General features: G+C 43.3%; 22 protein-coding genes and 1 pseudogene. 16 read left to right on the top strand and 7 right to left on the bottom strand.

The annotated features are described in order from the left end of the window. The first annotated feature begins 17 nt into the window (after positions 1 to 17). Positions 18 to 2,003: a patatin-like phospholipase family protein gene (locus EYB58_RS12705; RefSeq protein WP_111956794.1), complete on the top strand. Its 1,986-nt coding sequence runs from the start codon at positions 18 to 20 to the stop codon at positions 2,001 to 2,003. A 142-nt stretch (positions 2,004 to 2,145) separates the two neighbouring features. Here the strand turns inward: EYB58_RS12705 and EYB58_RS12700 are convergent, their stop codons facing one another. Together EYB58_RS12700 and EYB58_RS12695 are read right to left on the bottom strand one after the other, a co-directional pair. Further along, positions 2,146 to 4,479: a tetratricopeptide repeat protein gene (locus tag EYB58_RS12700; protein WP_163354562.1), complete on the bottom strand. Its 2,334-nt coding sequence runs from the start codon at positions 4,477 to 4,479 to the stop codon at positions 2,146 to 2,148. Continuing rightward, on the bottom strand, positions 4,476 to 5,123 hold the full coding sequence (locus EYB58_RS12695; protein WP_131072059.1) for a hypothetical protein: 648 nt from the start codon (positions 5,121 to 5,123) through the stop codon (positions 4,476 to 4,478). Before EYB58_RS12695 ends, EYB58_RS12700 begins: the two co-directional genes overlap by 4 nt. A gap of 337 nt (positions 5,124 to 5,460) precedes the next feature. On the opposite strand from EYB58_RS12695, the gene EYB58_RS12690 reads away from it, so the two are divergent. The 6 genes and pseudogenes from EYB58_RS12690 to EYB58_RS23965 all read left to right on the top strand — a co-directional run. After that, complete coding sequence (locus tag EYB58_RS12690; protein WP_111956788.1) at positions 5,461 to 7,749, top strand: tetratricopeptide repeat protein; 2,289 nt, start codon at positions 5,461 to 5,463, stop codon at positions 7,747 to 7,749. Beyond that, entirely contained in the window at positions 7,746 to 8,531 is a 786-nt protein-coding gene (locus tag EYB58_RS12685; protein ID WP_111956786.1) for an outer membrane lipoprotein-sorting protein, read from the top strand. The genes EYB58_RS12690 and EYB58_RS12685 overlap by 4 nt, the downstream gene beginning before the upstream one ends. Before the next feature lie 325 nt (positions 8,532 to 8,856). Further along, on the top strand, positions 8,857 to 10,023 hold the full coding sequence (locus tag EYB58_RS12680; RefSeq protein ID WP_146617237.1) for a DUF1302 family protein: 1,167 nt from the start codon (positions 8,857 to 8,859) through the stop codon (positions 10,021 to 10,023). A 504-nt stretch (positions 10,024 to 10,527) separates the two neighbouring features. Continuing rightward, the gene (locus tag EYB58_RS12675) at positions 10,528 to 10,758 is read left to right on the top strand and encodes a hypothetical protein (protein WP_111956780.1); all 231 of its coding nucleotides are present in this window, start codon (positions 10,528 to 10,530) and stop codon (positions 10,756 to 10,758) included. After that, positions 10,730 to 12,025 carry a hypothetical protein gene (locus tag EYB58_RS23970; RefSeq protein ID WP_211922914.1) on the top strand — a complete coding sequence of 432 codons (1,296 nt, stop codon included), beginning with the start codon at positions 10,730 to 10,732 and terminating at the stop codon, positions 12,023 to 12,025. The genes EYB58_RS12675 and EYB58_RS23970 overlap by 29 nt, the downstream gene beginning before the upstream one ends. A gap of 420 nt (positions 12,026 to 12,445) precedes the next feature. Then, positions 12,446 to 12,709: pseudogene (locus tag EYB58_RS23965) on the top strand (hypothetical protein); the annotation flags it as partial. 160 nt (positions 12,710 to 12,869) lie between these two features. Here EYB58_RS23965 and EYB58_RS12665 read toward each other — a convergent pair. The 5 genes from EYB58_RS12665 to EYB58_RS12645 all read right to left on the bottom strand — a co-directional run bounded on the left by EYB58_RS12665 (position 12,870) and on the right by EYB58_RS12645 (position 18,239). Continuing rightward, entirely contained in the window at positions 12,870 to 13,745 is an 876-nt protein-coding gene (locus EYB58_RS12665; protein ID WP_111956776.1) for a PEP-CTERM sorting domain-containing protein, read from the bottom strand. 675 nt (positions 13,746 to 14,420) lie between these two features. After that, positions 14,421 to 14,609 carry a hypothetical protein gene (locus EYB58_RS23215; protein WP_163354564.1) on the bottom strand — a complete coding sequence of 63 codons (189 nt, stop codon included), beginning with the start codon at positions 14,607 to 14,609 and terminating at the stop codon, positions 14,421 to 14,423. Between the two features lie 139 nt (positions 14,610 to 14,748). Beyond that, complete coding sequence (locus EYB58_RS12655; RefSeq protein WP_111956772.1) at positions 14,749 to 14,964, bottom strand: hypothetical protein; 216 nt, start codon at positions 14,962 to 14,964, stop codon at positions 14,749 to 14,751. 50 nt (positions 14,965 to 15,014) lie between these two features. Then, complete coding sequence (locus EYB58_RS12650) at positions 15,015 to 17,189, bottom strand: efflux RND transporter permease subunit (protein ID WP_163354566.1); 2,175 nt, start codon at positions 17,187 to 17,189, stop codon at positions 15,015 to 15,017. A gap of 132 nt (positions 17,190 to 17,321) precedes the next feature. Continuing rightward, on the bottom strand, positions 17,322 to 18,239 hold the full coding sequence (locus tag EYB58_RS12645) for a ThiF family adenylyltransferase (protein ID WP_111956768.1): 918 nt from the start codon (positions 18,237 to 18,239) through the stop codon (positions 17,322 to 17,324). 574 nt (positions 18,240 to 18,813) lie between these two features. Between EYB58_RS12645 and EYB58_RS12640 the strand changes: the two genes are divergently transcribed. From EYB58_RS12640 to EYB58_RS12595, 9 genes are all read left to right on the top strand, one after another. After that, a complete protein-coding gene (locus EYB58_RS12640; RefSeq protein ID WP_111956766.1) occupies positions 18,814 to 19,554 on the top strand; it encodes a PEP-CTERM/exosortase system-associated acyltransferase in 741 nt (246 codons plus the stop codon). 577 nt (positions 19,555 to 20,131) lie between these two features. Beyond that, entirely contained in the window at positions 20,132 to 20,938 is an 807-nt protein-coding gene (locus tag EYB58_RS12630) for a YdcF family protein (RefSeq protein ID WP_111956764.1), read from the top strand. 47 nt (positions 20,939 to 20,985) lie between these two features. Continuing rightward, positions 20,986 to 21,381 (top strand): hypothetical protein, encoded by a 396-nt coding sequence (locus EYB58_RS12625; RefSeq protein WP_111956762.1) that lies wholly within the window; start codon positions 20,986 to 20,988, stop codon positions 21,379 to 21,381. Between the two features lie 145 nt (positions 21,382 to 21,526). After that, positions 21,527 to 21,874, top strand: coding sequence for a type II toxin-antitoxin system Phd/YefM family antitoxin (locus EYB58_RS12620; protein ID WP_242637345.1), 348 nt, complete (start codon positions 21,527 to 21,529; stop codon positions 21,872 to 21,874). Further along, complete coding sequence (locus EYB58_RS12615; protein ID WP_111956758.1) at positions 21,843 to 22,163, top strand: Txe/YoeB family addiction module toxin; 321 nt, start codon at positions 21,843 to 21,845, stop codon at positions 22,161 to 22,163. Before EYB58_RS12620 ends, EYB58_RS12615 begins: the two co-directional genes overlap by 32 nt. Positions 22,164 to 22,406: 243 nt before the next feature. Further along, positions 22,407 to 22,982 (top strand): hypothetical protein, encoded by a 576-nt coding sequence (locus EYB58_RS12610; RefSeq protein WP_111956756.1) that lies wholly within the window; start codon positions 22,407 to 22,409, stop codon positions 22,980 to 22,982. Positions 22,983 to 22,991: 9 nt separating this feature from the next. Then, positions 22,992 to 23,936 carry an ABC transporter ATP-binding protein gene (locus EYB58_RS12605; RefSeq protein WP_111956754.1) on the top strand — a complete coding sequence of 315 codons (945 nt, stop codon included), beginning with the start codon at positions 22,992 to 22,994 and terminating at the stop codon, positions 23,934 to 23,936. Continuing rightward, the gene (locus EYB58_RS12600) at positions 23,936 to 24,640 is read left to right on the top strand and encodes an ABC transporter permease (protein ID WP_111956752.1); all 705 of its coding nucleotides are present in this window, start codon (positions 23,936 to 23,938) and stop codon (positions 24,638 to 24,640) included. The genes EYB58_RS12605 and EYB58_RS12600 overlap by 1 nt, the downstream gene beginning before the upstream one ends. A gap of 9 nt (positions 24,641 to 24,649) precedes the next feature. Then, positions 24,650 to 26,833, top strand: coding sequence for a Gldg family protein (locus tag EYB58_RS12595; RefSeq protein WP_111956750.1), 2,184 nt, complete (start codon positions 24,650 to 24,652; stop codon positions 26,831 to 26,833). The last annotated feature ends 105 nt before the right edge of the window (positions 26,834 to 26,938 follow it).

The following is a 26,938-nucleotide window of genomic DNA, read 5'->3' as shown; positions in this document are numbered from 1 at the left end:
TTTAAAAATTTAATTCTATGATGACTAAGTTACAAGACCTTCATGACTTTCTTTCGCGGGTGCCATTATTTTCATCCGTCTCGGCGGATCACATTCGAGAGATTGCCGGATTATTTACAAAGGAATTTTATCATAAAGGCGATGTTATCTGCCGCCAGGGTGAGCCTGGGAATTCCATGTATGTGATTCATTCGGGTACGGTATCGGTTTTCAAAAAAACGGATGGACAAATTTTTTTTGTAAGCGAATTAAAACGGGGGAATTTTTTTGGTGAAATGTCCCTGCTTTCCGGGGCGCATAGGAACTCAACGGCTGAGGCCTCGCTGGATGTGACTGTGTTTTGCCTGACCCGTGAAAATTTTGACGTCCTGATCAAAACCAATAGAAGCATTGGATTGTATCTAAGCCGTTTTTACGCCAAACGCATGAGCATTGAGGCAAAAGGCGGCAGCCCCCAGGCCATGGTACCGACATTTTATGCGGTGTCTGCCACGGGGCCGGAGTTGGGCGTATCCCATTTTTTATATTCCGTTTCCTTTCACATTTCTGATGAATCACATAAACGGGTGGTGGTGATTGAGCCTCACCTTGAAGCCGACAGAATCATGGAGCGATATGACCTGGCCCGGACCGAATGCCCAGACCAGGGACTGTTAAGACTCCTCCCCCCGGATAGTTATAAATTTGAAGATATTGATTGGTATCAACATTTGTCAGGATTTCATGTTTTGCAGTTGCGAACAGGTTTCTCTGACAGGCTGTCTGATATCATGCCGATTCTGATGGCCAGCCTGAAAGAATCCTATGATGTGGTATTTTTCAATCTGACCCATCGCCTTAATGATATGGAACGGCTGTTTATCCGGTTGTGTGACCGGACACTTTTACTTATTCATAATACGGAGGGAAAACTCGGACACGTTCGGTCCCGGCTTTCAGAGCTTGAAGTAATTTACGGGACCAGTGCATTTTTAGGAAGAATTCGGGTGGGGGTAAGCCATTTATATGGGGAAAAAGGGGTGGCCCGGCAGGAACTAAAGCAGCGCCTGGGGCTATCCGAGACGCCCGGCATTTGGGTAGATCGCTCGGAGTTGGCGATCAACGACCGGATTGATACGGAGAAATGTTTTCCCGTCCGGGGGCCGAGGGCTGTTGCCCGGGAAATTGCCGGTATCCGACTGGGACTGGCGCTGGGTGCCGGCGGTGCAAGGGGGTGGGCCCATATCGGAGTACTCAAAGTATTGGAGGAAGCCGGCATCCACATTGATATGATTTCAGGAACCAGCATGGGAGCGCTTGTGGGTGGAATTTATGCGGCCACAGCCTCTGTTGAAAAATTAAAGCAGTCCACCATTGACCAATTTTTAACCCGGACTGATACCCGCAAAAAAATTTTTGATTACACCCTGCCCAGACAAGGCCTGCTCAAGGGTAAAAAGGCGGCCCAACTTGTACGAGAAGCGATAAACAATGCCGATTTCATGGATTTAATGATCCCGACATACCTGGTGGGCGTAGATATTTTGAACGAAGAGGAAGTGATTTTTGAAACCGGTGATGTGACGGATGCGGTCCGATCCAGTATTGCAATTCCTGCCGTATTTTCTCCCTTTAAACACCAGGGCAGATGGATGGTGGATGGCGGACTTCTGAACCCCGTGCCTGTGGATGTCCTGCTTCGAAAGGGTGCAGATATGGTTATTGCCGTGTGCATTGAATCAAAGCCCTCTGAGACTAAAATACCAAAGAAAAGTCCCAGCATTAAACAGATTATTTCCCAGACCATCAGCATTGTCCACGGCAGGGCCACCAGTGATTTTGTAAAAAATGCAGACCTTGTACTTTACCCGGATGTGGGCGCCTATGCCTGGGATGATTTCCACCAGGGCATTGCCCTGATGCGCTGCGGTATAAAGGAATGCTCTGAACGGCTGCCGGATATTAAAAAAATGATCACTGAAAAACAGGGCCGAGACACAGAGCTTGGAATAAAGCGTACTTGAAGGTCGCCGGGAAGTGTCTTTACAAATTCAAGCGCTTCTTCTGTAATTCACTAATAATCATGCAATTATCACAACCTTTTTTATGAATATCGTTGCGACTAACGAGACTTTACGAATTACTTCCTGTATATAATCAGCGACTCTAAGACCGCCTCATATTACCCCAGTCGGGTTTCAGGGTATCCTCTTTCTGGTCCGGATCTTCGGGGAATTCCAAGGCGGGATATTCATCAGTATCCAAAATAATGATATCAGAGTTATTTTTTTCTTTTTTATGACCGTTTAATCCCAAAAGGATGGTATTTATTTTTTCTTTTTCAGATTCGTTTATATCGTTATTCACAAAGGCGGATTCAAATTTCTCTTTTGCTTTTAGAAGCTTTCCCTGTTTATAAAAAGTCATACCCAGGTGATATTGAATACTCCCATTGTCAGGAGCTTTTTCTTCAGCCTGTGACAGCATCCATTCAGCCTGGCTAAAAGCGTTTTTATGGTAATAAGCCCACCCTAGGGTATCCATGAGCCAGGCTTGATTTGGTATCTGTTCATAGGCATTCCTGGCATATTCCAGAGCCCGGTCCGAATCAGTTCCTTCTTCGAGGAGAAGCCATGCCAGGTTACCCATGATTTCCGGCTCGTCCGGAAAATGTTTAAGGGCCTTTTCAAGTACTTCTTTTGCGGATCCGATTTCGTGCTTTTCCATATAATATGCTGCCAAGAACCGCCATCCTTCCAGAAACAAGGGTTGTTCCCGTGTACATTCCAAGAGAGTGTCTTCCATAGCGGTATATTCTTGTTTTGCCCGGAGCAGGTCTGCCTGCAGAAGATAAAATTTTCCTGAGACCGGCTTATCCGCCATAGCCTTGTTTATGTATGTTTTGCATTTGGAATAATTTTTAAGTGCCAGACTGATTTTTGCCCCGGCATAATACACGCCTGGAAAAGCGTTCCCTTTCTTAAGCCACAGATCTATTCTTTCAAGAGCCTGCCCGCCCTTTCCCGTATCTGCCATAAGCCACGCATAGTAGTACAAGGCTTCAACCATATCCGGTTTTTTTTCAAAAACGGATTCATATGTGTCCAGTGCTGCCTGGTAAAGTTTTTGCCCTTCAAAACTGCAAGCCAGAAAAAACAGAGCGGAGGCACCGCCGCCCAGATGCCAGGCTCGGGAAAAAGCCTGGGAAGCCGTTTTATATTCACCTTTTTCCATCAGACAGAGTCCTCTTACCTGCCAGGCGGTTGATTCAGATGAGTCCAGGGATAACACCCAATCAATATATTGAAGTGCCAATGCATAGTCTTTATTTTTGTAATGGAGCCCAGCCATGGCCAAAAGGGCATCCACATGATTCGGGTCTATCATCAATGCCCGGACCAAAGAGGTTTCGGCAAATTTACTCTGGCCGCCGGCGAGATACGCAATCCCCAATAGATAATGGGCTGACACAAGTCCGTAATTTCTTTCCAGAGCAGTTTTAAGATAAGACACCGCATGAGAATATCCCCCCTGAAACATCCAGAATTTTCCCATGAGCAACTGATACCCGGTATCGTCTCCTTTCAGTTCATTTGCCTTGTCCAGCCATTTTTGAGCCCCGTCCACGTCCAAATTGGACAGGCAGATGTCGGCTGACATCAGTTTGAACCCGGCGTTATCCGGGTATTGGGCGACCAGTATCTTTAAATACTGAGTTGCCTTGACCAACATTCCGTTCGACCTGTAAAATCGGTAGAGTCGGATTTTGATATCCAGGTTCCCGGGATCGGTTAGAGCGGCTTTTTGGATAAACTCTTCAGCCTTTGAAGTATCATTTGCAAGGATATGATAATCGGCAACAAGCAGAATATCAGAAGTTTTTTCCAACTGATTAAACACTACATTAGTTATTATTTTTTCCGCTTGAATCTTTTTTTGCTGTTGTACAAGGCAAATGGCCAGCTTTATTTTTGGACGAATCTTCCCAGGCGAAAAATCCATGGCCAAGGTATAATCCATCTTGGCCCTTTCAATATCCCCTTTAAGTAAAAATAGATCCCCTGAAAGCAACAGTACGTCCGGCTCACTTGCAGCTCTGCTTTTAAGTTTAGATAGCATTTTTTCCGCCTTGGCCATATTCCCCTTAAGCAACAAAATCCTTATGATTTGTTTTTGGATCTCCATATTCAGAGGATTTTTCTTCAACGCCATTTCAAAAAACAAGATTGCCTGATCCAGATTGGAAAGTTTTAGATAGGCATTGCCTATTTTGCCGCAAAGAACAGCGGTCCTATCTTCTTCAGGAATATTTAACCAGCATTGCAAAGCTTGGGAATAAGCACTGTCCGTATATGCATCGTCCCCGTTCTGTTCAAAACAACCTACCTTTCCATCTAAGTGGTCTAAAAACGAATAAAAAACAATGCCCGCCAGAGCCATTCCGGCAATAATAACGGAAATGAAAAATACCCCGCCAAAGCCAATTATTTTTTTCTTCATTTTTTTACCACGATGGTACCGATCAGCCCGGACATTATTAGAACGGCGGCCCATAAAAAAATTTCAAGTTTATGATCAACGGCAAACCTAATCAGTTTCAGCGTAAAAGAGAAAAACCAGGGAAGATCAGTGTTGCGGCCATAATCGGTTTGATAAGAACTTCTTCCCATCGTTTCTGCTTTTTTTTCTGGATATTCCGGGCGTAGACGTAACCTGGAAGTCTCCCTTGCAGGTATTCTTTCTTGGTTGTCTTTTTTAAGGATTCCGGTTAACTGGGATACAACTTCCGGCTGCTCTATCGGGACGGCCCGCCTCCCCCCTGAAAAAACAATTACGTCTTCCATGTTTTTCTTTGCCTCCTTTTCGGCCTTGATTTTTTCAGGTACAGGGTCCAACCTTTTTTTGGGGGGCTCGTTTTTTTCAAGGTAGGGAATACTCAAGCCTTTGAGCACCTCCGCGTTTCTTTTTTTCAGGGAAAGGTATTCATCGATAATATTTTTAAGCCTTAAATCGGCAGCTATTTGCCGGTCAAGGGAGGTTTCAGGAAAAATAGCGGTTTTTGACAAAATATCAAAAGGGATGTCAATGTTGACAGTCCCGGCTGTAACCCCTATTCCCGTCGAACCGGGATAAAGTGTGGACATTTTTTCTTCTTTTTCCCGATTCTGCAAAATACTATAGGCTTTAGTCATATTGGGTGTATTGCGATTGTCTTTAAATACCGGCAATCCGTTACTATTTTGTTCTAAACCCAACACTTCTGGATGATGAAACCAACCATATCCTTTGACAGGTATCAGACACAGGACAAAAACAGATACAAGAAGCGGAAAAACAAAAAAACGCCTTATTTTTAAAAAAAAACTTTCAATTGACAAGTAACTGTATCCCATAATATTAAAGGTAATTAAACTCAAGCGTTATCACAATACAATTTAAAAAGCCATATTCAACTTTTCCAATAATGCCGGAGGCTGTTTCATGAAAACCTGTTCCAAAATTATCCTGATTTCACTCATCATGCTGATTCCCCTTTGTGGATGTTCAAGCAAAGAGGACAAAAAAGCTGCTCATATCCAGAAAGGGAGTGATTATTTTGAAGCCAAGCAATATAAAAAGGCGGAAATAGAATTTAAAAATGCCCTTCAAATAGATGGTACGGACATCCAGACCCTGATGAAACTGGGTAACACCTTTATGAAGCTCGGCCAGGTGAAAGAAGCATTTTCCGTTTTTTCGTCAGTGGAAAAAAAAGACCCTGACAATATTGAAGCATTGGGGACCCTGGCTAAATTTTATTTCCTGGATAAAAAACTTGCAGAAACCCAAATGCGTATAGATAAAATTCTGGAAAAAGATCCCTCAAACATAGGTGCATTGTTTCTCAAAGGAAGGGTTTTGGCCCGAAGAAACCAGGTTGATGAGGCCCGGGCCATCTTTGAAAAAATTCTTGAAATAAAAGATGATCATGTGGGAAGCCTTCATGCGATAGCAGGCATAAAAGCAAAAGAACAAAAGTTTGACGAAGCTGAAGCCCTTCTGCAGAAGGCAGTGGCTTCTGCAGAGGATACCACCCAAACCCGAATTGTCCTTGCACAGTTTTATATTGCCCGAAAACAGCTGGACAAAGCAGAAGAGCAGCTTAATCTTTCTGCCGCCGAACATCCGGAAAATGCCGGACACCAAATACTGCTAGGCAATTTTTATTTAAAAACAAGGAACATGGAAAAAGCTGAAGCCGCTTACAAAAAAGCGGTTGAAATCCAGCCGGATAAAAATCGTCCACTGGTTATCCTTGCCGGATTCTACAACCTTACCGGGAAAAAGGAACAAGCCCTTGAACTTTACCGTAAGGCTTGCGCCATTGATCCTGACGATATGAATACGCGCATGGTTCTGGCCCGGTTCCTTTACAGGGATGAAAAAAAAGATGAGGCAGAAAAAGAACTTAAAGAAATCATGAATAAACGCCCTGGGCTTGCCTCAGCCAGGAGATTGAAAAGCGAAATTCTGATTTCCCAAAAAGAGTATCAGCCTGCATTGCAACTTCTTTCCGCGCTTGAGAAAGATGAACCTAATTCCCACAGAGTCCAATATTTCAAAGGGTTATGCTACATAGGTCTTGGAGACCCAAATCAAGCCGCCGCATCTGTATATAAGGCCGTTGAACTGAAACCGGATTATATACAAGCCAAAATGCTGTTGTCGGAAATATACTTCCGGCAGCATTCTTATGAACTTACCGTGGAACAGACCACGGGGGCTCTCAGGCTCAACCCAAACCTTTACCGGGCCCTTCTGATCCGGGCAAATGCATACATGGCCTTAAAAAAATTCCAGGATGCTGAAAATGATTACAGATATATGATTAAACTTAATCCGGATAACCCAACCGGATATTACCGCATAGCTTACCTGAAATCAGGTATGAGACAATTTGACCAAGCCGAGCCTTTGCTTGAAAAGGCCTATTCACTGAACAACAAGCTGCTTGATGTGTTTAATCTGAGGGTCAGAAATGCGTTGGTACAAAACTCTTTTGAAAAAGCACATAACCTTTGCACCCAGCAGATGGAAACGTTTAAAGACAATGATAAGCTCCTTGCGGTTATTCATAATACCAGGGCTAAAATATATCTGGTTGAAAAAAATATGGACAATGCCGAATCCGAATTTAAAAAAGCGATTGATATTTCCCCGGATTATTTAGCGCCCTATAATGAATTGGCAAAGATCTACCTGGCCCGAAAAAATATTGAACTTGCAAAAAAACAATATAAAACAATAATTTCCAAAAACAAAAAAAGTGCTTCTGCCCATATGCTGCTGGCCGTACTGTATGAAGTGGAAAAAAACTTTGATACTGCAGAAGAGCACTACCGGAAAGCTCTTGATATAAACCCCAATTATGCAGCAGCTGCCAACAACTTGTCCTACCATCTCGCCGCCCGGACGGATAAATTGGATGAAGCCCTGGCCCTGGCCCGGAAAGCCAAAACCCTTTATCCGGAAGATCCCAGCATAATGGATACGTTGGGATTTGCCTATTATAAAAAAGGGCTTTACGGAAATGCTGTTGTCCAGTTTCTGGACTGCCTGGAAAAAATCCCGGACAACCCGGTTGTCAGATATCACCTGGGCCTGGCCTACTATGGCAAAGGTGAAAAGGCCCTTGCCGGCAAAGAACTGGCCAACGCCCTTGAACTGAAGGATAATTTTTCAGGTGCAGAGCATGCCAGAACCCTGCTGAAGGAGATAAATAAAGGATGACAAAAGTTTCTGTCAATATTATTCAGGGGATACTGATTTTATCTGCCATATGTGTTTTTTCTATCTCCGGCGCAGAAGAGATAACCGGAAGGCAACTGGCCCAGAAGGTTTTTGACCGGGACCGGGGAAAAAATTCTGTTTCAACGGCACAAATGGTATTGGTCAGTAAAAGCGGTAAAAAAAGAATCCGTCATTTTACAACCAAGCGGATTGAAGAAAACGGGTTGGAAAAACAGATCACGCGATTTACCGCTCCAGCCGACATTGAAGGCACAGGATTCTTAAATATTGAAAAACCGGGCTGGGAAACCGAGCAGTTTTTATACCTTCCTGCTTTAAAGCGAACCCGGCGAATCGTCAGTTCCCAGAAAAATCAGCGGTTTGTTAACAGCGATTTTACGTATGAAGATATGGAACGGCACCCTGTTTCTGATTATATATATAAAATCACCGGTTCAACCAAAGTCGGCAATATAGAATGCCATATTCTTGAATCCCGCCCAAAACAAGGGGTTGAATCCCAATATGGCTTAACTATCAGCATGATCTCAAAGAATGCACTTGTACCGGTCCATGTAAAATTTTATGATAAAAAAAATAAGCATATCAAAACGTATAATGTCTTAAATCTGGAACAAGTTCAGGGTATCTGGACGGAAACTATAAATAGCATGGAAGACCATATAAAAAATCACAAAACCTATATCAAGCAAGATAAAATTACGTATAATACCAATATCAAAACAGACGATATCTCACGCAAAAACCTTAAAAATTATTGATCCGGTATCATAATTGCTTTTCTTGATAATACATCCAAGTTCAAAGAGGGCGATGGTAAATAAAACTGTTTGTAATTTATATATTATTCTTTTATTTTCAGTTTGTTGTCTTTTTTTTACTTATCCGGCCTATTCTGAATCACAAAATTCGGAAGGAATTGTTCCATTATTAGAAGATACTCTGCCTGATGATATTTTTGAAGATACAGGGCCACAGGAAAAAAAATCCGAGGTTTCAATATCAGGTGAAATTCGTGCCAGAGGAACATTTCAAATAAAAGAGGATGATGCTGTTGAAAATAACCAGAGTGTCAGGAACCGGGTATTGCTTGAAGGAAAATATAAAAACAGTGTTACGGTTTCTGCGTTCTCTGATTATCTCTATTTTGCCGAGGAAAATGAAACAGATGATTACGATATAGATCTTTATGAAGCAAAATGGGAATATACAGGCAAAAAGTACGGACTTTCCCTGGGCAAGCAAATCGTCAGATGGGGTAAGACCGACCAGGTCAGCCCGGTTGATACCCTGAATCCCCAGGATTTCCGTGAATTTATCATCCCGGATTACGAAGAACGCAAAATTCCAGTATGGATGGCAAATGCCAAATGGTTTTCAGAATATTTTACACTTGAAGGGGTGTTGATTCCCTTTTTTGAGGAATCAAAATGGGATTATTTCGGTACCAACTGGTCTGTTTTCGGCCATGTAAAAAATGAACTTCAGGGCGCTGTATCTGATCCGGCACTTAAGTCGTACATCAACGATTTGTCTGTCCATGAGACTGATCCTGACGACGAGGCAGAGTTCGCTGTCCGGCTTCACACAACCATAAAAAATATAGACCTGGGTTTTACATTTCACTGGATGACGGAAGATAATCCCTATTACAAAAATTTCCCAATCAAAAACATCAGTGTAAATGGCTCTTTTTCAGGAAGTGCCATTTCCTCCACCCTTGGCGCGGCAGTACTTACAGATGAGGATGTTGAGGTGGAGTACCGCAAGACAAAAGCCGCAGGATTTGAATTTGAAACTACCTGGGAGAAATACGGCATCAGGGGAGAAGCTTTATGGATGGAAAATCAGTCCTTCTTAACCTCGTCCCTTACTTCGTCCAGCCATCCCACAGTTACAGCCGTTATGGGTGTAGACCATACCACCGCCGGAAACGTTTATTTTAATTTCCAGGCGCTGTATTCACATATCGGAAACTATTCAGACGACATCCTTTATTTTGACCAGGACTCTTTTTCATTGTTGGGAGAAATAAAGCTGGACCTGGTATCGGACTGGCTTCAAGGAGCGATAATTTACAATGTGTCTCTCAATAATAATTCCCATTACATCTCCCCATATTTAAAATACACTTATGTTACAAACCTTGAGTGTAAAGTTGGGGCCGGATTTTTCTTAGGAAGCGAGAATACTTGGTTTGGACGTTATAAAGCTTATGATTATCTTTTTTTCAATATAATATATTTATTTTAGGGACTCGGAAAGTCCATGAACCTTTCAAGGACAGCCTTTATTGTTGCATTTGCCGAGGAGGTTTCTAAACTGACTCGGCCTATATAAAAACAGCTTTTTTATAAAACTGGTAACCTGCTACAGGCCAGGCAAATCAAACAGCAAACAATCAGGGCTTCCTGATATACACTCAGGCCGGAATTTTGATGGAGAAATTAGTTTTGGAATTCTCGAAATTCATGGTGTCCCCGGATACAAAGTCGAATAAAAATCTTTGTGTTTTGGTGTCTTTGTGCGAGTTTTTTAATTAGAATTTGTTCTTTTTTTATACCAACCTCTTCTAAACTTGGTATACGTTGAAAAAGATACCCTGTTTTTCCAGTCTTGCGCGGACCTATGATTGTAATAATTTCGACCTGTGCGGACCCTTGACGGTGAGCACAATATAAATCACTGGACATCGTTAATAACATATGCGATGTATTGGTAGATAGCTATCTTAAACCCTTAAGATGGAGGCTACCAATGAGCAAATACAAAATTAATGTGACGGTGAATCTTGTCGAGTGTGATGTGGAAACTGATGATAACCCCATTGAGTTGGAAGATGGGAGCTATCAGTTTACAATCAACGAACATGCAGGTGAAAGTATAGACGGCTGTGAAACAGCCGTTCTCAAAACCGCTTTTCCCGCAATAAGAAAGGCATTAGCGCTTCACATGGAAAGTGTATCAAAAAAAAACTATAGCCAATAGAACAATTGAGCCATTTGGGGCAAACAAACGTCCATACCGTGTGGATGGCGCGGTCGGGCGGTTTAAATTCAAAACCCATTACGCCGTTAACAGCAAGGGCGCTTTGTTTGACAGTAGCCAGTCGGTATTCACTCCGTTAAAACCGAAGCAATTTTATTTGACCACGGGGTTTAAGGAAGTGGCCATGATTATGGGAGATACGGAAGAATCCTTTCGGAAAACATCGAAGTTGATCAATCATATTCGTTACCAGCAAAAAAATGGCACCCCATCTCGCACTCTGTATGACCAGACCCAGAAAGAAGGGACTGAATTGATAGATCATTTAAAGCAAAAAGCGGATGATTTAAACCAGGGCAATTTTAATCTCGATGGTGTTTGTATTAATCCGACGATTCTCCGAGGTGGCGAACCGATATCGATACCCATGGAAAAAATCCAGGAAGCCCTTTTGGAATCATCATTCAATTATAATTCCACGGACCCTCTGAGCAATCCAGTAATCTATGAAGAATCAAGCCAAACGGTAAATATAAGCATTGACGATGTAACACCCAAAAGACAAAAAAATAATCGTGAAAGTCCAAAAGTTACTGAACATAGCCGAAAATACGTGCATGACACCGTAACCCATATTGAATTCGGGGATAAAAAATATGTATTAACCGGTGATTGTACCAAAACCTGCTTATGGCTGCTGAATGCTTTTCTCTCATATAATTCTTTATTCGGTAAACGCTTGCAGATATTTACTGACGGCCACAAAGCATTAAATGCCGGTATTTTGAAGCATTTTGCATGGTACGAGAATATGCAAATTATTCTTGATTGGTTTCACCTGCACAAGAAATTCAAGGAACAACTGAGTCTGACGATGAAAGGGAGGGTTCTCCGTAATACAACCCTTGGAAAGATTATGCCGTTGTTGTGGCATGGCCTTACAAATGAGGCCATATCATATCTTGAAAACATACCGTCTTCTGAAATCAAGAATTACGAGTATATTCGGAAACTGGTGGATTATTTGAATCGCAATAAGTCCAACATCCCAAATTATGATTTGCGCAAAAGGCTAAAGCTCAGAAACTCAAGCAATGTAGGAAAAAAAATAAACGATCTTATCGTTTCAAATCGTCAAAAAAAGAATGGAATGAGTTGGGTTAAAAAGGGCTCACTCAACTTGGCAATAATAACGTCCTTGAAAATTAACGATAAATTCAAAAAATGGTTCCAAGACAAGGAAGTCGATTTTAAATTAGCTGCATGATATTTCAACCCACTTGCGTCCGCACAGGTCGCAAGGTTTCAGGAGAAAACCGATCCTGAATCTCAAGGCTTAGTCGGGAATCGACTGTAAGGTGAAGAGAAGAAGACATTTTACTCGGTGTGCATGGGACACCTTTCTCCGGTAAATAAAATTCTGCCATCTTTTAATCGGCCTCCTCAATTCGTTGAAAGATGGACCTAATATCTCATGGATTTTGCCTTAGAAAAAGATGGGGTTCATAGAGCGCTTACACTGTTAAAGAATGCTGCTAAACTGAGACATAACCCTTCCCTCTGGCTGCCCTGGAACTATAAAACCGCTTCAATAAATTGACAAATAGGAAAGGAGCGGTGAAATTTTATCCCCATCCTTTGACAAATTTTGTCTGCTAAAAAAGCTATACGCATGCTTGCCGAAGGGACACGGGTAATCGAGGGCGCTTGCCGGCATCTTGTAAAAGATCGTATGGGGATCACTGGTGCCAAATAGGGTCTTCAAGGCACTGAAGCCGTATTGCGCCTGCGAGCCTTACGGGCGAGCAAGGATTTTGATAAATACTGGCTGTTCCATGAGGAGTATGAATTCAAGCGAAATCATCAGGATCATTATGCGGATGGTGTCTTTCCTGCCACTACAAACTCAAGGCCAACGCAAAGAAAGCCAAAGCTGCGGGTTATTAAATAAACTCAGCGGAAAAATGAGACAAAGAAGAACAACCCAAAGTGCCGGTAACTTAAAAATACAAAAGAGCCACACCCAATTAAAATAACAACAGGTAGATGTTGAACAATCAACACCTACCTGTTTTAAAAATCAACTAAATTGTTTATTCAATTGAAATCCACTATCTGTTTTTTCGAGCAACACCTGCTATACCCAGCAGACCAAAACCCAACAACATTATAGTCGTTGGTTCTGGAACAGCTGAAATACTGAAACTGGCATCATGCCTGGCATCAATCGTATAAAGCACGTCGTCTGTTGTCCCTGGATTTTGATCGAATGCTTCGTTATCGGTATCTCCTGCAGTGTATCCAAGCAACCATCCAATATCCACATATTTTTCTTTGAGATCGTCACCGGTTATAGCTTCATACCAAAAATCATTTTTCAGAAATGTAAACTCACCATGCAAACTATAGTCACCACCCGTGAATGTAAGAGTACCTGCTTCAAAGTTAGAATGCCCTACGCCACTACTGATTTCAACTGTAGCAACCAATTCACCGTCACCGAAATTTGCATCATCGCTTGTGCCAAGTCCACTTCCATGCGTTGCTGTCGTATAGCCATCATCTAAGTAAAAGTTAATCGTTCCTTCCGTGTACTTAGTAGTAATGCTATCGGTTGTGATTCCTTCATTGATCTCCACAACTTCACCTACAAAATCCTCCCAGGTAAAAGTGAATTGATATGTGAAGTTCAACCCCTCAGTATCTAATGGAGCTTCAACGGGAAGTAAGGTCGTTATATAAGCGTTACCCTCATCGTTAAACTTATCTCCTACTGTTAAAGTGCCATCTTCATTTGTATCGTATTGTGTAGATGTTGTATTCGCAAGATACTGCAGTTCATTAAAATCGTACGTTAAGCTATCACCATCCGTATCGCCAATCCAGTCCGTCCCTATATCTAGATAACTATTAAGTGCGAAAGCTGTATTTGCTAAAAAGCAACTAAATATAACCACCAATAAAACCGACAAAAAATTCTTCTTCATTTATTCACCTCAATCATCTAAGTTGTTTTTGACAAAAATTTAATTTTGGGTTAATTGTTTTTTTAATCAATACTCACTAAAAATTCTATCACCTCCTTCTTTAATCTCTAATTGTACCAAGTAACTTCCTGATATCTGACATATTTGGACTGCAATTAAGGTGCCAAGGATTAAGTATTTTTTAATTAGCATAATTAAAGAGACATGATACTTAATTGCTGGCGGTTCTACATAAGGTGGATTGCAAGTTAGGAAAGAGCGTTCTAAGATTATTTCTATTTCCTGATTCGATATAGGTTAACTTTATAAATTGAGAGAGTGTTTTAATCTCAAAACTATTTTTAGCTGAATAGGTCAAAAAGGTTATGCTTTTGTATAAAATTTTCTATAAAAATAGAATTTTTTTACCATAATAAGACTTGGTTTGAAAAATGCAGCGGACATCTTAGTAAAAATCATACCCCTGAGGGCCAGTGATCATAATCAATATCCACCTCACGATTGCCACTTCTTTAAAAACGACATTACATTCCGGGTCAAATGTGGGACATTACGCACCGATGTCATAAACGGGAATATCTACTCAAGTTCGCTAGAGACCGACGACGGTGACTGCTGTGGCTTTTTGAAGTCAGGAAGCGGTACGGCCTGGTAATACTCAATTATACAATCACGTCAAACCACATTCATCTGCTTGTAGCACATGATGCGGACCGAAAGACAATACCCGACTCCATGAAACTGGCCGCTGGTAGAACCGGACAGGAAATCAATATCCGTCATGCCGTATATTTCTTCCTGCTGCTTTCTGATGGCGGACAGTGCTCTATCAATCTCCAAAGCAGACAGATTATTAATCTGCACTGCTGATTTACCGGTAAACGAAGAAATAATTCTGCGCCGGTCCGTCTCGCCGAATAATCCTTTTAAACTCGTCAGGAAAGAGGAGGAAGCTCATCATGTGGCGAAACTGCGGGGAATCACACTCCGGAATCTGCTCCAGTCATTTTGCCAGCACCCATCCGTCGTCTAAGAGTTGTTCCCGTTCCGATCCGGCAAGTTGTTTTATGGCCGTGAGGACCCTGATAACAAAAGCAAATTCTTTCCATCTATTGGTGCTGTAAGTGGTTCCGGCGCTACCCACACCCGCGCACGGTATCCTGTAACCATGGAGAATCTTCAAGAAAGGGTTCTTCAGACTATGCTTAGATCGCTCCAATACCCTCTCCCTTTTTTTGGATTCGCTGATATTACTGGAAGACAAAAGTACTACTCTGAAGGTCTCTGTACCAGCTTTTTTTTTGTGTATAAAAGCATCAGGGCCGGCAGAATAATAAGATCACACACCATAGCTGATATCATAATCACAGCACTTAAAAAACCAAACTGAATAGTGGGAACAAAACTTGAGAATACCATCACCCCAAAACCGCAACAGAGTATAAATGAAGTCAGCATAATGGGTTCGCCTTTGAGCCTCACTGCATTCATGGCTGCTTCACCCATGTTCATGTCCTGATTCCGGGCAGACTGATATACAGACAAAAAATGTATGGTGTCATCTACGGCAATGCCGATGGCGACGGCAGATATGATGGCAGTCGCCGTGTTCAATGGAATCCCCATAAGCCCCATAAGCCCCAAATTGAACAGAATCGGCAATAAATTGGGGATCAAAGAAAGAAGCCCAAGCTTAAATGATTTAAACACAATAAAAAGAATGCCGAAAATAATGATAAAGGCCAGCAGCAGGCTGTTTACCTGGCTGTCAACAATATTTTTTACCAGTTTGTTAACCAGAAATGTCTTCCCTGTCATTCTGATCTCAAGATCCTGATCGTCTATCTTATTTTCGATGAAATTCTGGATCCCGCTGATATACGCTTCAAGTTTTTTGGAACTGTGCTCGGAAATCCTGGCTGAAATCCGGGTCCATGAATAGGAGTCGTTTAAAAAATTATAAATCTCATCGCCTCCGTAAATCAGCATATATTGGGCAATCATTTCTCCGGATTCAGGAATGGTATAAAATTGAGGATCTTCAGCATGAAAGGATTTATTCATCTGCTTGATAAAGGTGTTGACTGATGTGGTGGTTCCCACAATGGGCAAACTCGCCAAATAGGTTTCAACACGGTCTATTATCCTAAGGGTTTCAGGCGTTATAAGGCTTTCACCATTTTTATGTTTAATGGAAATTTCTATTGTATTGACACCGTTCAGCCGGGTATCGATAAAATTAAAATCCCGGTAAACCGTGCTGCTTTTTTTAAAATATTCGATTAGATTTGTTTCAACTTCCACCTTAGAGACGCCTATAACAGATCCTGCAACCAATAAAACAGAGACCAATAGAATCCAGTGCTTTTTTTGTATGATAAATAAAGAAAGTTTCGTTGAAACTTTTGATAAAATGTTTTCCCGAATTTTGAAATCCTTGACGATAAATTCCGTATGGCGAAAAAAATAAATGGATAGGGGGATCAGGGTCATGGTCAAAGCGAACTCAGCCATCATGCCTAAAGCAGCAGCCAATCCAAAATGCCTGATGGGTGGTATATCACTTACCAGCAGGGACAAAAAACCAATGGCTGTGGTCAGACTGGTTAGAAAGCAAGGCCGCCACAGATCATTTATGGTCTGTTTGAGGAGATTCAGCGTATTCTCCCGGGTCCGTTTTTGTTTAAAAAAATGGGGCAGAACGTGGACGCTATCGGACACAGCCAAGGCCAGCATCAGGGGGGTTAAAATAGCTGTCATGGGACTGATGGCGCCGCCGGATAAGAACAGAGCCGCCATGGTCCAGACCAGGCAGAGGGTAATATTAACCATGCCGATGGCAACGGATATAACGCTTTTCAGGGCAAAAAACAGGAACGAACCAAGAATTATATATAGAAGCGGCATAAATACCTGGTTATCCCGGTTGATATGGGAACTCATATTAACATCGGTGACCAGCCAGCCGGCAACATGAATTTTATCCCTTTGCAGAAGAGATTCTTGTCCTTTATTGTCGCTAAAAATCTGTTCTATCTTTTTGAGCAGCCGGGCATCATAAGTCTCATCGCCCTCGTGGGGCAGGGTCCGGACAAGGAACAAAGAGGATTTCCCGTCATCTGAAACGATATTGTTTTTAACCGATTTCAGATTGAAGGCCAAGCGTTTAATCTTTTGGGCATCGGCCATGGTTTCAGGCATGTCCTGGCACAAGGGCTGGACTATAAAATCATATTCCGTGCCCAAGATGCTCTCAACATTAGTTATGCTGATAATTTCCTTAACCTCTTTAACAGCTTCAAGTTTCAGGGTCAGGCCGTGAATTTCTTTGAGCATTTCCGGAGTAAAAATATTGTCTGATGAAAATGCAACAATGATAAATTCGTCCTCTCCAAATTCTTTTTTATAGGTCTCGTAAAAAACAAGATCAGGATCATTTTCCATGATTAATGATTCCACGGAAGTTTCAACCGGGAGGAGAGATAATAACCAAGCTGATATACAGGTTACCGCTACAAGTAAAAAAGAAAACCATTTTGGAAATTTCAACAGCAGATCGACATATTTTCTGCCCATTTATCTTATCCTTTTTTTCATCAAAAACACTTTAACAAAAACTTTTTTCAATTGCTGCACCGGATTTTTATTGCCAAAGTACAATTTTCCAGTTTTCAATTTATTCTGATAAGGATCAAACTGCCAATAATATGGTACAGATTTGATACGCCCCCGCTTCAGGATAATTTTCAACGCTTCTGCCGCCGCCATTCCCGAACATAACTGACAGGCAATATTCATGGACGGGCCGGCCTTGGAACTAAAATCCACCCTTGAAAGATTCATGTATTTAATGTGGGTGGGCTTCGGAGCCAGCCCCATGGCAAATGACAAGTACTTGTCATCGGCTGTCATGCCTTTGGTAATGTTAAAATATTCGTCAAAACCCATACCGTCCGGAGAAAAGACCAATACAGCCGAACTGAACCCTAAAGGAGCGGCTGTAATTACATAAATGCCTTTTTGTGCCGCTCGTTTAAACAACTTTCTTCGTATCTCAAAAACAAAAAAATCAAGCCCATCAATGACGACATCTACCCCGTCAAGAAATTCATCCATGTTGTCTTCATTTATACCCTTATCAAAGGTATTTATTTGAAGGTATGGATTTATGGATAAGGCTCTTTCTTTCATAACCTCCAGTTTCGGCCTGCCGAAATCCTGCACAGCAGCCCCATATTGGCGGTTAATATTAACCGGCTCAAAAGAATCAAAATCGGCAATATTGAAATTTCCGATCCCGGATCTGACGAGGGTTATCAAATGTGCTCCTCCCACCCCTCCCATACCCGGTATGGCAATACGGACCTTTTCTAATTTCTTCTGTTCATCTTCTGTCAGAAGGCCGATATTTCTTGAGAAGGCCTGGTTCATATACTCCCGCCGGTTTCCAATGCCAAGGGTTTGAAGCTTTTCGAACATGGCATCTAATTTCATAGTATTTTCCTCAAATTTAGAAATGCCCTTGATTTAATTTATTCGAGATAGAAGCTCTAAGTTCACATGGGGAAAGATGCCCTTGTCCTTAAAACCCATTTATATCGGGTAATAAAATCCATGGGAAACACCTTATACCTCTTGTCTTTATTCTCTCACAAGGCCACCACGGCACAAAGAACTCATCTCCTCTTGGTGTCTTTGCGACTTTGTGAGAGTCATAATAATTTCATAAACAAATTATTTCAGGCTGCAAACTCAAGCAGTTATAACGTCACACCATGATGAATTTTATCCCTGGCATAACTCAAAAGTGTTTGCGTAATATTCAGTCTACTTATTCGCTATTCTCAAGACAAGTTTTTTTATAAAAAATGCAAACAAAATGGTTTTTTCTCAATACTCAATACATAAACAGCTATATTTCTTTTACAAAACCGGCAGACATTATTAAAAAGAAATCCGGATGTCCTCCGGGGAAAGCACTTGACAAACAATCCTAAAAATTACAAGATGATACAGTGATTTTCGGTAAAATTATCATACAAAAAAATTAATACAGGTGAATTTAAAGATGATCAGCAAAACTCTTACCTACGACAGATTCAAGTTTGGTCAGGTCATAGATGATGATATCTTAAAAGATACCTTTAGAATGAGGTATGAAGTCTATGTGGATGAGTTCGGGTTTGAAAATAAACATGACCATCCGGACGGACTGGAAAAAGATGAGTATGAAAAAGAATCCATCCATTTTGCCTGCCTGAACGAAACAGATTCCGTGGTCGGTACCATACGGCTGGTGCTTAATTCAGACAAAGGATTTCCCATTGAACATGCCACAAAATTAAATTTTACAGGGGAAAAACCGGAGCCGAATAAAACCGGCGAAATTTCCAGACTTACGGTAACCAAAGACCTCAGACGTCGTAAAGAGGACGGAATGTATGGCGTAGAGTCTTATTTAAAGAAAAAAGAAGGCGGCGTACTGCCCGACGATGGGACCATCCCAAAAGAAATGGAGGGCCGAAAAAACCCGATCATTGTCCTGGGGCTTTACCAGGTCATGCTCCATGAAAGTTTGCGACAGGGGTTGACCCACTGGTACATGATCACCGAAAAAAAAATATTTTATGCCTTAAAAAAATATGGATTTCTATTCCAACAAATAGGGGTGCCTGTACAATATCATGGTGAACGGATCCCCTATTTTGCAAATATCCATGAACTGCTGGTCGATCTGAAGCAGACCGATGCAGGAATGTATGACCTTATGCTTGCCGGACTGGAAGACGAATATTGGCCGAATATTTGATTTTTGGACCAAACAAAGAATAACACCTGTAAGGACAACAGATTAAATAACTTAAACGAAACAGCTTGCCTTTGGGCTCATCTACTTCGTTGCATCAAAGACCCAGTAGGACTGCTGTTCAACCTTTAATACGCCTTGTAGATGAACCAAGGTTCGGCGTTATTTCTGCCCAACTTATTTAATCTGCGGTCCTAGGTTCTGTTGACATCTGACGACCGTCCATAATTTTTCCGCCTCAATATCAGCTATCTGGAGGAATGACATGTGAGAAACGCAAATTTTTCGAATGCTGTTTAGCACAAAATTTTGGTATTTCTTAAAACCCGAAAAACGATATATATTGGAATGGAAAAGTCCTGCCGAATGTTTGTTTAAGCAGTCCTTAAAGAACGCTATCTTATCGAGCGCTTTATTGGCAAGCTGAAACAATGTCGTCGGATTTTCGCACAGTTTAAAAAATGGGCAAAAAATTATCTGCATTTTATTCGCTTTGCTGCCGCTTTGATATGTCTACATTAAAATGTCAACAGAACCTAAAATTTGAATATTTATTTTAATTTCTCTGGAGTGTTTGTGTATGACAGACTCATTATTTTTCTGGCTGTCCAAGCTGATATGGATGATCATCCGCCCGGATTTTCTTTTGGTTGCTTTTGCCGTAATGGGAATGATATTCTGGTTTTCAGGGGCAGTGAAAAAGGCAAAATGGGTGCTTGCGTGTGTGGTTCTGGCGATGATTGTTATTACTGTTTTTCCTTTAGGAACCATTCTTTTAGCTCCTCTTGAGCACAGATTTCCCACAAACCCGATCCTGCCGGAAAAAGTGGACGGTATTATCATGCTTGGCGGGGCGGAAAAAAATCTTCTGACCAAGATGTGGCATCAACCCGAATTAAATGATGCCGCTGACCGGTATATCGGGTTTGCCCGTCTTGTCAGAGCATATCCGGATGCGGTGCATATTTTTACCGGCGGATCCGGAACCCCCACGCACCAGGAATGGAGCGATGCAAATACGGCCCGGCAGGTTTTTATGGATATGGGCCTGGATACCTCAAGCATAGTATTTGAAAACCAATCTCGAAATACTTATGAAAACGGATTGTTTGCAAAGACCCTGGTTCATCCTGAAACTGGACAAATCTGGGTGCTTGTGACCACAGCCGCACACATTCCCCGGTCTGTCGGGGTGTTTAACCGTCTTGACTGGCCCGTAATCCCTTATCCCGTGGATCATTTTACCCGGCCTGACAGGAAAATAAAGCCAGGCCTTAATTTTTCCGGAAACCTTGGAAGGCTTGTCATGGCAGCAACTGAATGGACAGGACTTGCAGCCTATTATATCACCGGCAAAACCAACACCCTGTTTCCATCCAGTCAGTAAAAACGGTATCCCGGAAAAGTGAGTTTTTCAACAATGGAGAAGGCGTCATGCTGTCCGCCATAAAAAAAATTTTAACAGACATCGTTCAAAATCCGGCCGAAAATACGGACGCCGGATCAGATCCCCCCCCCCCCGGCCCCTGGTACGGCGTAGATCTGGACGGCACCCTGGCGGTCTGGAACGAGACATCAACCCTTGACCGCATCGGTGCCCCCATACCGGCCATAGTCGATATGGTCCGCAGCATGGTGGACAACGGTATCCGGGTTAAAATTTTTACGGCCCGGGCCTGTGACCCTGCCCAGATTCCAAAAATCCGGGCCTGGATGACCCAGAACGGCCTGCCGGATCTTGAAATCACCAATGTGAAGGACTATTACATGGAACGTTTATATGATGACCGGGCCATACGTGTGGAGCGCAATACCGGCAGACTCCTTTGACAGGCTGTTGCCCCCTACCCGGCAAGATTTTTCTTCGCAGCGCGAAAAATAATAATCGATAAAAAATGAGTATCCTCTTATCCACGAAGCATTGAGAGACGCCTTAGGAACCACTTCACTTCACTTGGGATGGGAGGGCCCGGCAATGATAGATGTATTGACAATCCCTGTGGGAACATGTACACCTTTAATGTACATAAAAAAAGGAAAAAATATGACAATACAAACGACCTACACCCAAGCTCGTGCCAGCTTGGCCTCTTTAATGGATGAGGTCACTAAAAACAGGGAGATCGTTATTATTCAGCGTCGTGGATGCGAAGATGTTGCTATGATAAGTACCGATGAGCTTACCGCTGTGCTTGAAACCGCGCATCTTCTTCGTTCACCTAAAAATGCAAAGCGACTTTTAACGGCACTTAATCGGGTTAAAAAAGGCTCTGGTGTTTCACAAACAATTGATGACCTTCGAAACGAAGTCGGTTTTGAGTAAAAACACTAAAAAACGATCCAAAGCAAAAATACAAAGGGATTCGGTATTCCAACCTGAATTCAAAGGGGATCTTAAGTATTGGGTTGAAACTGATCGAAAAACAACGCTTCGTATTCTTCAATTGATAGAATCAATAATGCGCGACCCTTTTCAGGGTATCGGCAAACCTCAACCATTAAAATTCCTTGGATCTGGTGTTTGGTCTCGTCGAATAACACAGGAACATCGTCTTGTTTACGTTGTTGCTCATGACAGAATAGATTTTGTACAAGCCCGTTATCATTACTGAATAGAAAGCTATTCGCCCATAGCTGATAGGGCATGGAAATTCCTATACTATTAAATGATTGTCCTTTGGACGAGCTGCGAGCTGTGAGCTGTGAGCTATACTATTAAATTACATTTTGGTTATCCAGGCATTAATCATTGATCCGGTTGACCGTTTAAGCTAACATACGTGAACATAATAAATGCGCATTACTTTTTTGGACTATTAATCTGCAATAATACCGTGTCCTGAAAAGGAGAACACATGGCGAAATACAATACCCCCTTTGCCGAACTATCCATGTTTGATTTAAGGGGTAAACAATCGGTCAGGGCAACATTCAAACTTTCCCAGAAAGCCATTGATGCCATCGGCCTTGTGGCCGGCCACATGGGCATCAAGCAAAAATCCTTGTTTGATCACATCATTGAAGACCATGCGGCATTGGATCAGCTGGCCCAGACCATCCGGATACGCAAGTTCAAACAGCTGGACAGAAAACAGAAAACCTTTGTGCTCAGCCGCAAAACCATTGAGGCATTGACGGCCATATCCGAAACCTATAGTATGCCCCGGGATGCGCTTGTTGAGTATTCCATCAAAAAACTGGAATCGGTTATCCAGTCTGAAAAAATCAGGCACGAAGAACGAAAAAAACTGGCCGGAAATTTGGAGAGCCGTTTCAACGAGTTGCTTTCACTTTACCAAAAATCGACACTGACTTTAGGCGAAGACGACCCTTTTTGTCGGCATCTTGAAAAACTGATAGACCACATGAAACGAACAGCAGAGGACGTTGATGCGTTCCTTGAAAAAAGCAAAATACTTGAAGACTTTTAGGAGAAAACGTTGATTGATGTTCAGAACCTGACCAAGTATTACGGTGATTTCTGTGCGGTTGACGACCTCAGCCTCACCATTGAACCCGGCCGGATACTTGGCCTCCTCGGCCCCAACGGGGCAGGCAAGACAACCACATTGAGGATGCTCACAGGGTTTTTTACCCCCACATCCGGCACAATCAGGATCAATGACCTTAAAATGCCGGAAGACACCCTGAAAATAAAATCCATGATCGGATATCTACCCGAATCCGCGCCGTTGTACCACAGCATGCTGGTATATGATTACCTGGATTATGTGGCACGGCTTAAAGGGATGGATGACCCGAATCGCAGACTGTCCCGGTTCAGGGCATTAGGCAGGCTGTGCGGGTTATCCGGTATCATGGACAAGCCCATCGGCAATCTGTCCAAAGGCCTTCGCCAGCGGGTGGGATTGGCCCATGCCATGATGTCCGACCCGGATATCCTGATCCTTGACGAACCCACCTCGGGCCTTGACCCCAACCAGATCGCAGAGATCCGTGATATCATCAAAGGCATTGGCAAGGAAAAGACCATTATTTTTTCCACCCATATCCTTTCCGAGGCCGAAGCCACCTGCGATCGAATCGCCATCATCAACAAGGGGAAAAAAGTGGCCGACGCCGGCACCGAGCAGTTAAAACAGAATGCCCGGCATCGCAGCGTAGTGCGGCTAACGTTGCAGAATGCGGAGATAACCGCAGCCCTTGACCACCTTAAAGCCTTTGATGCAAGCCTTGACATCACTGTGACGGACACCCCGGCAAGTGACGGCATAAGCTTTGAACTGTGCTGCAAGGAAGATAAAGACATCCGCCAGGACCTTTACCTCTCCATTAAAAAAACCGACTGGATTATCACCGAGCTTGCAGGACAATCTTTAGCCCTTGAAGAAATCTTCCACGAACTGACACGGGAGAGCGCTTAATGACACCGATCAGAACCATCGCCTTAAAGGAATTTAAGGACTATTTCATTTCACCCATTGCCTATATTGTAATTTCCCTGTTTCTCATTGTGACGGGGTGGTTTTTCTTTTCCACCTTTTTCATTTACGGGCGTGCCGACCTACGGGACTTTTTCGCCCTTTTGCCCATAACCTTTTCCTTTTTTATTCCGGCCGTGACCATGCGCATGTTTGCCGAGGAGAAAAACGTGGGCTCCTATGAAAGCCTTTTGACCATGCCGGTCTCCTTTACCCATATTGCCCTGGGCAAATTTTTTGCGGCAAGCGCCTTTGCCGCAGCCATGCTGCTCCCCACCCTCTCCTACCCCCTGTTCATCTCCTTTATCGGTAATGTGGACATAGGGCCTGTGGCCGGCGGATATATTGGGGCGGTTCTGCTGGGCGGCGCATACTGCAGCGTCGGGCTGTTTGCCTCGGCGCTGACCCGCAACCAGATCATCGCATTTATTATCGGGTGTGCCATATGTTTCACCCTGACCATTATTGACCGGATGCTGTTCTTTGTTCCCGAACGTCTTGTGCCGGTTGTGGAATACCTTGGCGCCAATGCCCATTTTACAAATATTTCCAAGGGCATCATTGATTCAAGGGACCTGATTTACTTTGCATCCGTGATCTTTATTTTCATTTTCTCAACCGAAATTGCCATGAAAGAAAAAAATTAAGGAGTCACCATGGGTAAGCCTTTCCTTAAAGAATATTATCTGAAATTTATCCTGTATGCGGTGGTTATCGTTCTCTTGAATGTAGCGGGATTAAGCCTGTTTTTCAGATTTGATCTCACAGCCAACCGGATCTATTCCCTGTCCGATGCCAGCAAACAGGCCGTAGCCACCCTGTCCGAACCCTTGAACATCAAAGTGTTTTTCTCAAAAAACCTGCCCGCCCCCCACAATAATACGGAACGGTACTTAAGGGATCTGCTCACGGAATATGCAGCCCAGGCCGGACGGTACTTCAACTTCAACTTTTATAATGTATCCCAGGAAACAGACATGGGGGACAAGGCGAACCAGAACCGTGAAATGGCCCGGGATTATGGAATATCACCGGTCCAAATCAGAGTGATGGAAAACGATGAGCTGAAATTTAAAAATGCCTACATGGGCCTGGTTATCCTCCATGGGGACCTCATAGAAAAGATCCCGGCCATCACCGCCACAGACGGCCTTGAATATCAATTGACCGGCGCCATCCGCAAGCTGAACAACAAGGTGTCCGCACTTTTACGTCAAACAGACAAAATTAATATCACCATGTATATGTCTTCCGGGCTTAATGCCATCGCGCCGTTGATCGGGTTGGACGCGCTCCCGAACCTTGGTGATGAGGTGGCTGCGGCTGTGGAAAAACTGAACAGCAAGAACCTGGGTATTTTCCAGTTTGAACGCAAAGATATCTCAGATCCGGATGAACTTGAAAAGGTCGCAAAAAAATATGATCTCATGGCCATGCACTGGCCTGACGTGCCTGAAAAAAATATCCAGGCAGGCGCAGGCACAGCCGGCCTTGTGGTGGCATATAAAGGCAAAATCCAGACGTTGCCCCTGATCTCGGCAGTAGAGATCCCCATCATCGGCACCACCTATCAAATGGCAGATACCCAGGGGCTTGGTGAACAGATTACAGCAGTCATGGAGAAACTGATCGGCATCAACAAAGACATCGGGTATCTGTCCGATCATGGCTGCCCCACCCTTGGGCCGGACCGCATGTCCATGATGCAGGGCCAGGCCGGCAATGCCCTTACCGTTTTTGACCAGCTTGTGGGCTCAAGGTACAATATCAAACAGATTCCCCTTAAAGATGAAGGCATTCCCGAAGGACTCAACTGCCTGGTGATTGCCAAACCCACCCAACACTTTTCCGATTATGAACTGTTCCAGATTGACCAGGCCCTGATGAAGGGCACCAATATTGCTGTTTTCGCCGATGCATTTGAAGAGCAACAAAGCCAGGGTGGCATGATGGGCATGCCCTCATTCGCCCCCATCGACACCGGCCTTGAAAAACTGTTAGCCCACTATGGCGTGGAAATCCAAAAAGCCTATGTGCTGGACAAAAATGCGTATAAGCAGCAATTGCCCCAGTCCCAGGGCGGCGGAGAGCAGACCATCTACTTTGCACCGGTGATCAAGGACGATGCCATCAACAATGAGCCTGTGTTCATGAAAAACATCAAAGGCCTTGTGGCCATGCAGATCTCCCCGGTCAAACAGGTCAAAGGCGGCCAGGACGAGGCTAAAGTCAATGCCGTGCGTCTTTTATCCTCATCCGACCAGGCATGGCTCATGGAAGACAACATTAACCTGAATCCCATGTTTTTAAGCCCGCCCGCCACAGAGAACGATCTGTCCACCTATGATCTGGCATATCTTCTGGAAGGGCAGTTTACATCTTATTTTAAAGGAAAACCCGTCCCCGAAAAGGAAGCCGGAGAGACAGACACCCAAGACGAAGACAACGAGGAAGGCCCCCAACCATCTGAAGCGTCGACCAAAAACATTGAAGGACTCAAAGCAGGCAACCGCGTGATTGAAACATCCGCGCCGGCAAAAATATTTGTACTCGGGTGCGCCCAGATGCTCCACGACAATATGCTCGACGAACAGGGCCGCACCACCAATGCCACCTTCCTGCTCAACGCCATAGACCACCTCAACGGCGATGACGGCACAGCCCTTTTAAGAAGCAAACAACAGACCCTGAACCCCATTTCAGAAACCGATCCTCTGACAAAAAGCATCATCAAGGGATTCAATACCATTGGGCTTTGTGTCCTGGTTTTTCTATTCGGCCTGGGCGTCTTGTTTTTTAGACGCATGAAAAAGAAAAAAATTGCAAATATGTTCGGTTGATTTGCGGTCCTAAGTGCCTGAATGTTAACCCTGCGTTTGGACGAAAAGTTGCCCAGATGTAAGGCACAGGTGGGTGACTTTTCGTTTAAACACGAATAAAGGAAT

Source organism: Desulfobacter hydrogenophilus, assembly GCF_004319545.1.
In the GTDB taxonomy this organism is placed as follows: Bacteria; Desulfobacterota; Desulfobacteria; order Desulfobacterales; family Desulfobacteraceae; genus Desulfobacter; species Desulfobacter hydrogenophilus.
Note: the sequence above shows the minus strand (reverse complement) of the source record. Positions and strands in the feature narration are given on the sequence as shown.